This is a genomic window from Allobaculum sp. (assembly GCF_047010065.1).
GTDB lineage: Bacteria > Bacillota_I > Bacilli_A > Erysipelotrichales > Erysipelotrichaceae > Allobaculum > Allobaculum fili.
The window spans coordinates 1-10,726 of record NZ_JBKXLD010000078.1; the positions used below are offsets into that span (position 1 = coordinate 1).

4 protein-coding genes are annotated in these 10,726 nt (G+C 47.3%); 1 reads left to right on the forward strand and 3 read right to left on the reverse strand.

The features are described 5' to 3' along the window. Positions 1-39: 39 nt before the first annotated feature. Together ACLUYS_RS07460 and ACLUYS_RS07465 are read right to left on the reverse strand one after the other, a co-directional pair. Entirely contained in the window at positions 40-6,120 is a 6,081-nt protein-coding gene (locus ACLUYS_RS07460) for an InlB B-repeat-containing protein (RefSeq protein ID WP_412659513.1), read from the reverse strand. Next, on the reverse strand, positions 6,054-6,440 hold the full coding sequence (locus tag ACLUYS_RS07465; RefSeq protein ID WP_412659511.1) for a hypothetical protein: 387 nt from the start codon (positions 6,438-6,440) through the stop codon (positions 6,054-6,056). The genes ACLUYS_RS07460 and ACLUYS_RS07465 overlap by 67 nt, the downstream gene beginning before the upstream one ends. Positions 6,441-7,110: 670 nt before the next feature. On the opposite strand from ACLUYS_RS07465, the gene ACLUYS_RS07470 reads away from it, so the two are divergent. Next, entirely contained in the window at positions 7,111-9,696 is a 2,586-nt protein-coding gene (locus tag ACLUYS_RS07470; RefSeq protein WP_412659512.1) for an ATP-binding cassette domain-containing protein, read from the forward strand. Positions 9,697-9,923: 227 nt separating this feature from the next. Here ACLUYS_RS07470 and ACLUYS_RS07475 read toward each other — a convergent pair whose 3' ends face one another. Next, a complete protein-coding gene (locus ACLUYS_RS07475; protein WP_230267986.1) occupies positions 9,924-10,178 on the reverse strand; it encodes a hypothetical protein in 255 nt (84 codons plus the stop codon). Positions 10,179-10,726 lie beyond the last annotated feature (548 nt).

Genomic DNA, 10,726 nt, shown 5'->3' on the forward strand with positions numbered 1-10,726 from the left:
GATCGGCAGACGCCCTGACATTCTTTTCTTTGAAACCGTTTATTTGGAAGATTTCAGTGTATCCAGCGTGTCTTTGGATGGCGCTTTGCGCAGTTTCAGCATTGCGTCATTCAGAGCTTTTGCGGGATCATCGAGTCCCTTCTGCGTTGTGGCAGACGATTTTGCGCTGTCTGCTTCTGTCTTCTTCTCTGCGAAAGTTGTTTTGGCGCTTTCGTTATGGAAGCTGGTCAGAGCGTTGAGGATGGATGCGGCTTTATCCGTCGCCATCATGATCAGCGTTTTGTCGAGCTGCTCTTCCGGATTTGCATCTACCCATTTGGCATGGAGTTCATGATTTGCAGTAACCGGAGCATCCAGATCAAACTTCTGTGTATAGTTCTCGTCTGTATACCAGCCTTCGAGAACTTTTCCTTCAGGTGCAGTAACGGTCGGGATAGTGACTTTTTCGTTATAGCGTACAGGTCGTGCCACAGTCGTATTCGGATCACCCGTATTGAACTTGATCGTATAAATGTTCGACCATTTCGCATAAAGCGTCAGATCAGAATTTACAGGACCTGGTACGTAGCGGTCCCAGCAGGAAGCATCCGTAAACCAGCCGACCAGACGGTATCCTTCGGTTGGATGCGTGGCGTTCGCAGGCGGAGTATACGTGTCGCCTTTCTTAATCTGGACAGGATCGATTGGATTACCCTTTCCGGTATTGAAGGTGACAGTGATTTTTTCCTCATCTACCCATTTGGCATGGAGTTCATGATCTGCAGTAACCGGAGCATCCAGGTCAAATTTCTGCGTGTATTCCTTGTCGGTATACCAGCCTTCGAGAACTTTTCCTTCAGGTGCAGTAACGGTCGGTACAGTGACTTTTTCGTTATAGCGTACAGGTCGTGCGACAGTCGTATCCGGAGCACCCGTATTGAACTTGATCGTATAAATATTTGACCATTTCGCATAAAGCGTCAGATCAGAATTTACAGGACCTGGTACGTAGCGGTCCCAGCAGGAAGCATCCGTAAACCAGCCGACCAGACGGTATCCTTCGGTTGGATGCGTTGCGTTTGCAGGAGGAGTATACGTTTCGCCTTTTTTAATCTGGACAGAATCAATTGGATTGCCCTTTCCGGTATTGAAGGTAATGGTTACTTTCTCTTCAACAGGAGCTTCCCACTTCGCGTAGAGGGTCGTGCTTTCCGTGATCTTATCGGAAGCGAAGTTGAAAGTCTGTGTGAGTGCTTCGTCCTTAAACCAGCCTGCGAACGTATAGCCGTTCTTTGTGGGCGCGGTCGGCGCTTCAATCGTCGTGTGGTAATTGGCTGAAACAGCAGCAACATCCGATCCGCCATTCGATTCGAAGGTGACCGTATACGAGTTGATCGTCCAATGCGCAGTCAGTGTGAGATCTGCAGTAATTAGCGTATTGAAATCGAATGCGGTATCAGAACCAGCCGCAAACCAGCCTGTAAAGGTGTAACCAGTCTTTGTTGGAGCGGTCGGCGCTGTGATCTTCGTATTGTACTCTGCTTTCACCGTTGTCGCTTCAGAACCGTTATCCGCATTCATCGTCACGGTATAGGTGTTAATCGTCCAATGGGCTGTCAGCGTGAGATCCGCAGTAATTGGCGTATTGAAATCAAACGCGGTTTCGGAATCCTCCGCAAACCATCCAGCAAAGGTGCAGCCAGTCTTTGTCGGTTCGGTCGGAGCAGTGATCTTTGTGTTGTAGTCTGCTTTAACGGTTGTCGCTTCAGAACCGTTATCCGCATTCATCGTCACCGTGTAGCTGTTAATCGTCCAGCGTGCCGTCAGCGTAACACTCGTGTCGATTTTCGTTGTGAAATCAAAGGCCGTGTCCGCTTCTGGAGCATACCATCCGTCGAAGGTATAGCCAGTCTTTTCTGGATCAGCAGGTTTATCGACAGGAGTTCCTGGATCAATAGTTTGAGAGGTTGCCGTACCGTCTACATCGAATGTCACGGTAACTTTCTCAACCAGTCCTTCAACAGCCGTATCTAACGCTGCCTTAGCTGCATCCACGCTGTTGTCTCCCGTCTGATAAGCGGCTGGATTTGCAGCAGCAGCTTCCGCTTTTGCGAGTGCGTCCTGCATAGCCTTCCAGGAAGCGGCAGTGTAAGCATCTTCAGATTTTGCTTTTGCTGCTTCAATCGAGGCATTCAAATCCGTCTTATCACTTGGCGAGAAGAATTTTACTTCTGCCACGGTTGCCGTCGTGTTCACAGGCTGAGACTTTCCTCCAGTGGCTTTAATCACCAGATTGACGTAACGAGCGTGAACTGGGGTGAAGTACATGTTGCGGTACTGGTCGCGCGTTTCATTGCTGAAATACGCCTCATTGCCATCGACTGCATGGTCAAACGCATAGGTACCTACGCATGTCATTTCTTCCTCAGATTCTCCCGCATATACTTCAACATTAAACAGGTCTCCGTTAATCGGAGAAGTGTACTGTCTGGGCAGGAAGCTGATCGCAAACAGATCTTTCGATTCGCCAAGGTCATAGAACAGGTTTCGATCTTTGGCAACCAGCTCGCTTGTACTGTCATCCGAGTGGTAATAAGACTGCGGATCATTGTCGAGTGTTTCCTCAATTCTGGAATTGCGGCCTTCTGTAGTCGAATTTTTCGTACTCTTAGAAGCAATGCCAGATACGCCTGTGATGGCTACACCAGTTGCATCCTTATCCTGAAGCACGTTGAGAACCGCCTGAACTGCAGCATTAATCTGTTCTACCGTAGAATCCACTGCCTCGTAAACTTCCTGATTGGCGGTAATGGATGTATTGAGAGCCTCATGATCTGCTGCGCTCATCAGATTTCTCTTGAGAACATCTGCTGCCAGATCAAGTGCTTTACCAAGCGGCGCTTTATCGGTTGCTACCCACTTTGCGTACAGTGTCGTCTCTTCTTCGACGGTATCTGTACCGAATACAAATTGGGTTTCGAAGGCTTCATCTTTAAACCAGCCTGCAAATTCGAATCCGCTGCGTGTCGGATTTTCTGGAGCCTCAAAAACTTCCCCTTTTGGAGCATAAACTGGACCCACTGCAGATCCGTCTTTGGAATCAAAGGTAACCTTCACAGCTTCTTTCAGTCCCGCATGGGCCGAATTGAGGGCGCTCAGAGTATCACCAACTTCAGCAACAGATGCATCTGCCTTATCCAGGATTGCTTTTGCGCTCGTAAGAGCACTTGTCAATGCCGCAAAAGAAGCATCCGTCCATGCGCGATCTGCATTACTCAAAAGAGAGTAGTCATCGTAGGCCTTCTGAAGATCCGTTTTATCCGCAACAAAAGTTAAGACGTATTCTTCGTTTGCGTCGATGTCCGCAAATTCCTTATTCCAGGAAGCGATCGTGCCTGCTTCTGCCGTGATGTTGTTGTCTTCAAGTGCTTTTTCAGCAGCTGCCTGAATCTCCGATGCAGATGTGGCTTTCGCATATTCATCGGAAGCAAGGACGTCATTACCATATTTGAACGTGATCGTGTACATCTTCGTCGTCTGCTGCGGGTCGTTAAAGACATCCGTGATCTGTTCCGGGGTCAAGGCTCTATTAAAAATTCGCAGTTCATCTACCGATCCCTGGAAATCGGATTTTCCAAGATAGTATCCCGGGAAATGAATTTTCCATCCGGTTCGTTCGTCATCCAGCGTTACGCCCTTCTGTACGCCATCAACATATACTTTCACCTGACCTGCAGTTTCATCATGAACATAGGTAAAATGATTCCACGCGTCTTTATTTAAAAAAGGTTCCTGGCTTAAAGAAAGGACGCCTCCACTCTCCGGATTGACACGAATGCCAAACCCAGCTCTTGTTTGACCAAGGCGCAGAGCAAGCTCTGTGGATTCAGTCTGATCCTGCATAATGGAATACGTTCTCAGATCGGAAGTACTTGTAGAATATTCGAGATCGGATTTGGCCCAGAAGCTGATGGTCCAGTCAGAATCATCGTCGATGCCGAAAGTATTTTCAAATTTCAGGCCTTTATTGGGATCGATATGGATACTCTGGCCATTTTTGCCTTCGTCATCATAGCGAATTCCATCTTCCGCAATCGAAACACCATCCCAGTTTCCAACGTGGTCGTTCGGGTTTCCGTTAAACGGGAAATACGCGACCGGACTGACAAGAGCAGATTTCCACTGGGCGATAAATGTGGTCGAAGCCATGGCTGTTTGAGGAAGCTCAGCATCCCAGCCGGTAAAGACAAATCCTTCACGGGTGAAAGAAGGAACTTTGTTTTCCCAGACGGACTGAGCAGAATCTTTTTCCACTTTTACTTTTACTGGAGAAGCATCCTCTTCCGTGGTCTTAAAGGTAAAGATAACCGCATCTTTCAGTCCCGCTACAGCAGTTGTCAGCGCTTCTTCAGCGGATTTCACTTCATCCACTGTAGGCAGTTCTTTTTCTGTGATTGCTTTAGCAGCATCCATGGCCGTTTTGAACGCAGTATAGGATTCATCTGTATAGATATCCGGAATCTGATCATCCGTACCGAGTTTGTTTTCGTTATCGCTTACCAGTTTTGCCAGATTGGTCGTATCCCCTTTGAACTGGGCTGTAAATTCAAGGCGGCTGCCGGAAAGGACATCTCCGTCCTGAATGCCCCAGCCGATAAATACACTGCCCTCAGGTCCAGTCGGGATTTCCGCAGGGATATAGCTGCTAAGCGGGCCGCCTTCTACAGCATTCTCTACTGTATAGAAGATCTCGTTTCCGTTTTTAAACGTCAGCGTAAACAGACGCTTCAGTTCAGCAGCTTCTCTTTGCAGATTGGTCAAAGCTTCACTTACTGCTTCTTCGGTAGGCAGCGGAGTTTTGAGTGCCTCTGCGGCAGCTGCAAGCGCGTCGGGGAATCCTTCCCAGGAAGGCGCGCTGTACTGTGCGGACTCGTAATCTTTTACATGATCATAGAACGTATTCAGAGTGGAACGATCCAGTCCATCGTATTTTCCGGATACAGTAACCCAGGCAATGGTCGGCTCTTTTTCTCCAGTCTTTTTGAATACGAGCGTTCCCGTCTGGTCAGTATTCAGATCAATTTCATAACGGAAAGCCTGCGCATTCTCTTCGGTGCTGCTGCAGTCGCCAAGTTCGTATTCCGTTCCGTCTTCCAGACGCCAGTACGCCTTCTGACCGCGCCGGCTGTCCGAATTCCACCAGTATCCATGGGTACCGACCTGAATCGTATGCTTTCCGGCTGGAAGCGTCAGCTTAATCTTTAAATTCTGGGAATCCTCATTCTTCGTTCCAGCCCACCAGCCATAGTCATATGGACTAAGGGAGGAATTGGATCCAGTAATTCCGTAATCGCCGTCGCTGGCAGCAGTGCCTGTGGTTTTTTCACCGATGACGCCCCAGGATTTTCCTTCTTCCCATCCCTGATCTGCGGCTTCTGTATTGAGCAGTCCTGGATCGAGTTTTTTAGCCAGTGTCCAGAGCGGATCATTCTCTGCTGCATTTCCATTGATCAGATATTCAAGATCTGCAGGATACAGCCAGGCTTTCGCAGTAATGGCCCCTTCTGGAAGACCTTCCGCTGCCTCAACGGTTCCAGTTACATCGATTACCGAAAACGGAATCCGACCGTCAAGATCCGGAATCTGCCAGGTTACGTTTCTTTCTACTCCGCCAGCTATAACAGACTGCGGAAGCGCTGAAACGTTTCCTTTCAAACCGCAAAGATCCGAAAGGACATAATCAGTACCTTCTCCATACACTTCAAATTCTGCAATGTTTACATAATCTGCATCGGGGTTCGTTCCTCGTTCATTTTTGTAATATTTGATGTAGCGATAGGATGTAGAAACGCCTTCATTAAACGAAGAAGCGCGTACTTGGGTAATTTTGTTCTGAGCGGGGACTTCCGGAATGGTATAAAGATCCGTCCAGGTCTCTTTATCGTTGCTTCCGGCGATCACGCCATACTGCGTTCTGGCGGCATAATTATTGTTGCCTGCGTTGGTGCGCGGGCAGTATCCAATACCGGCGATCGTTTTCTCTTCGCCAAGATCGAATACCATGTAACTGTTCTTCAGGCCGTCAAAAATGGTGCCATATCGCCATCGATTGCTTTGTCTGCCCCGTTGCCGCTTCCCCAGGACTCTCCTTCTAAATCCACCGTGAGGGGCAGTTTGGTAAGATTCGGCACTGCGACAGGAACTTCGGATAGTGCACCTGGATCTGTTTCTTCAATCGCAAAGACCGGCATAAGGGAAGAAGTAACGCTTCCAAAAGCCATGCATCCGCTGCAGAGAACCTGAAGAAAAATGCGTGAATGTTTTTTCATGTTTTTCCTTTCTATATAGAGCCTTTTTTTCTCTTTTGAATCAGTCTTCTTAGTTGGAAACTGCCCGGAGTTCGCCAGTCTGTCACGAGTGACAATGGAATAGAAGAAGACCGATTCGGCCGCAAAACGCACAACTTATCCTTCGCCTTGCCCTGCGCAGGATGAAATGGCTTCTAGATTCTTTGCGGCGATTCTCCTTTTCAGGAGTCAGGAACTGATCCAGATCCGAAAAGCTTGCCCGGATTTCGGAACAGGACCAGCTGTAATCACGAAAAAGTAATCACTAGTGTAATTGTAATCGTTTACATATCTCGATTGTTTAAATTCTCAAAATTACTAATTTTTGATAATCCGATCTCAAATATGCTTATGCCGCATTTTGCATACAGCGATTCATTCCTTCCCTCAAACCGATTTTGTTCTGGCCGGAGAGTGGATAACTGACCCCCATGGAAAAGCGCCTCTTTATCTTTACGAGATAAGGAGGCGCTTTTCTGGCGAAATCTGCTTCGTTTTTAACTCAGGACGGTTCATCAAAATTCCATCGTCCGCGACAGCTGAAATGCAGGATTGTTCTTGTTTTCCAACGGGGAGATCGGAAAAATCAATAGATACTCTATGTAGTATTTCTATATAGGTTCGAGTTCTTTCAAAAGAAAAAGATCGATACCACAAAAGAGCAGCGGCCGTATCGGTTGATTTCCTTAACAGAAAATTAAATGTCAGATCTTGCTGGACGTATGCCATGGAATTTCCACATTTTTCCTGTACTCTATCTAAGAATTCATGAAAGGAGCGAATAATGCTTCAGTGTAAAAATATTGTCAAAGAGTATTACTCCGGCGATGAGATCGTTCATGCGGTCAACGGCTTGAGCGTCACATTCCGGGACAATGAATTCGTCTCCATCCTCGGCCCTTCAGGCTGCGGCAAGACGACATTTCTGAATATCATTGGCGGTCTCGATCAGTACACCAGCGGCGATCTGATCATCAATGGAAAAAGCACGAAGGAATATACAGATAAAGACTGGGACACATACCGAAACCATCGAATCGGATTTATTTTCCAGAGCTACAACCTGATCATGCAACAGAGCGTACTCAAGAACGTCGAAATGTCCCTGACGCTTTCCGGAGTTCCTAAGGAAGAAAGAAAGAAGCGGGCAATCGCTGCGCTTGAAAAAGTCGGTCTGAAAGATCAGATCAACAAGAAGCCGACCCAGATGTCCGGCGGTCAGATGCAGCGTGTTGCAATCGCCCGTGCTCTGGTCAACGATCCGGAAATCGTTCTGGCCGATGAACCGACGGGTGCGCTGGATTCCGAGACTTCTGTGCAGATCATGGAACTGCTTAAGGAAATCGCCAGGGATCGTCTGGTCATCATGGTTACCCATAACCCGGAACTGGCCGAACGCTATTCCACCCGAATTGTCCGCCTTAAGGACGGCAAGATGATTTCCGATTCCATGCCGGTTAAAGAAGTAAAGGAAGAAGCCAAAGAGCAGAAGCTCAAACGGCCAAGCATGTCCTTCTGGACAGCCCTTTCCCTTTCGTTCAACAACCTGATGACCAAAAAAGGCAGAACGCTTCTGACTTCCTTTGCGGGATCCATCGGCATTATCGGAATCGGTCTGATCATGTCCCTTTCCAACGGGGTTCAGGATTATATTACCCGCGTTGAGAACGATACGATGGCGGACTATCCGATTGAGCTGAAAGACAACACGATGGACATGTCGGTCATGATGAGTGCGATGATGGATATGCAGGACGAGACAGAAGCCAGCGAAATGGAAGACGGAAAAATCACGACCTCGAAAATGGTCGAATCCATTCTGGATTCCATTTCTTCATCCAAGACGAACAACCTCGCCGAATTCAAGAAATATCTGGAATCGGATCAGGGGGATGAATTCACATCCACCGCAAAAGCCATTGAATATTCGTACGGCATGGATATGACTGTCTTCAATTCCAATTCGGATTATGGTCTGGTACGCGTATCGCCGAACGAACTGATCGATAAGCTCGGCTTTAGTCAGATGGGCCAGGTTCAGTCCGCGTTTGGGGTAAGTTCGCCGATGAACCAGGAAATCTGGACCCAGATGCCGGATTCCCAGGCTCTGCGCGAAGACAATTACCAGCTGATCGACGGCGCCTGGCCAAAAGACGAAAGTGAAATTCTGCTGGCTGTCGATAAGAACAACGAAATTACCGACTACGCCCTCTACTCTGCCGGTCTGCTTGATCAGGACGAACTGGTGAAAAACTATCAGAACGTTTTAGATGGCAAAACCGACAAGATTGAAGTTTCCGAAACGAAAAACTACACCAACGAAGACTTCATCGGCATGGAGCTTTCCGTCCTGCCAAACTCCGCGCTGTATCAGAAAGTCAACGGTCTCTGGATTGATCAGTCCGACAACGAAGACTTCATCAAGGACGCGCTTAAAAAGGAAGCCAAGTCGGTGAAAATTGTCGGTATCGTGAAACCGGCTGAAAAGACCGTTTCCTCAACCGCATTAGGTGGAATTCTTTACGATTCCTCCCTGCGCAACTGGGCAGCCGACGAAGCGGATGCCTCCGAAATCGTTAAGGAACAGAAAGCCGATCCGAAAATCAACGTCTTTACCGGACGCGAATTTACCAACGGCGAGAAGTTCTCGATGGATCAGCTTACCCCTGAACAGATGATGCAGATGCAGAGCATGCCCCAGAAAGAGCTGCTCAGTTACATCACCACCTATAACAACAACATCAACGCCACCTACGATTCCAACCTTTCGGATCTTGGCGTCATCGATCTCAACGAACCATCCATCATCAAGCTGTATGCCAGGAGCTTTGATGACAAGGAAAAGCTTGGCGATCTGATCACCGAATACAACAACGTTCAGAACGATGAAGGAAAACCGGAAAACATTATCACGTATACCGATACCGTGGGCGTAATGCTTTCCGGCGTACAGAGGGTCATCAACCTGATTTCCTACGTCTTGATGGGCTTCGTTTCTGTATCGCTGGTCGTATCCTCGATCATGATCGGAATCATTACGTACATTTCCGTTCTCGAACGCATCAAGGAAATCGGCGTTCTCCGTGCCCTGGGTGCTTCCAAACGGGATATTCGAAGAGTATTCAACGCGGAAACCTTTATCATCGGTCTGATTTCCGGTCTGCTTGGAATTGGAATTACTGCACTGCTGGACATTCCAATTTCCATGATCGTCCAGAACCTGACCGGTGTTGCGGGTATTGCCAGTCTCCCGGTTAACGGAGCGGTCATTCTGGTTCTGATCAACCTCGCGCTGACCATGATTGCCGGACTCATTCCTGCCTCGATGGCTTCGCGCAAGAATCCGGTCGAAGCGCTGCGCACCGAATAAACTTCACTGCAGGCGTTCTGGTCAAAACCTGACAATTCTTACGTCCCTTCCCTATCGAATTTCCAGTCGAAGAAAGGGACGTTTTTCTATATCGCCTGCAAAGCTGCTGTCTACGGGTCTGTCCTGTTTTCTTTCAAATTTACGACCCGTGAGCATGAAAAAAGCAGAAAGCATGCGATTATGCTTTCCGCTTACGATCCGGTTTCCTTCACCAATTGGAACTCAGTTTATTCTTCAGTCTCTTTCGGCTTTACGTCGCCTGAGTCAAACATGACCAGGGTTTCTCTTGTGAAGGGGTCTACGAAGGCAAGACGAGTGCCTGTCAGTTCTGCCAGGCGGATCAGGTCATCGCCCGAAAACGCATCCCGGGAATATTTGGTGTTGAGGGCCTGCGGACGGGAAAGACCGAGCGCGTAGGTGTAGTCAACGCTCTTCACACCTTTGAGTGCGAGCAGGCTCTTGATTTTGTTGGTTTTACTCATGAGTGAGTCCTCCTTGAGTTCTAATCGGCTCCAGAAACAATCTGACCATTATTTCATCGTACTGAACTCAATTCAATCTGTTGTGAATAAATTATATAGCAGATCTCATTAATCTTTAACTGATTGTCCTGTAACTATTACAATTATGGATATTCCACATGAAATAGTCGATAAAATTCGAAAATATTCGGAATTTTCGTACAATTCATAAGAATAATGTCGTAATTTAGAAATTTGTAAGCGGTTATTATCTATCAAAGAAGGAATCAATCGAAGAGAATTGAACCCTTTGCCGGTTGTTTTATTTCTTCTCCAATCTAATACGTATTGGTTTTATGAATAATTTCAAATAGTTTTAGAAGTCAAGCCCAAATGATTAGTTGCGTTTTCATCTCCATGTTGACGAAAATGAAAATATGTTTCATTACTTCAACCATAGAATCATCCTGTCAAGACCATAAACGTGTAAACCGAAAAAATCTTCGAATCTTTCAAATAGAACTTTCCCAACGAGCTTAACTATACAAATCGCTCGTTTTTGAAATTTT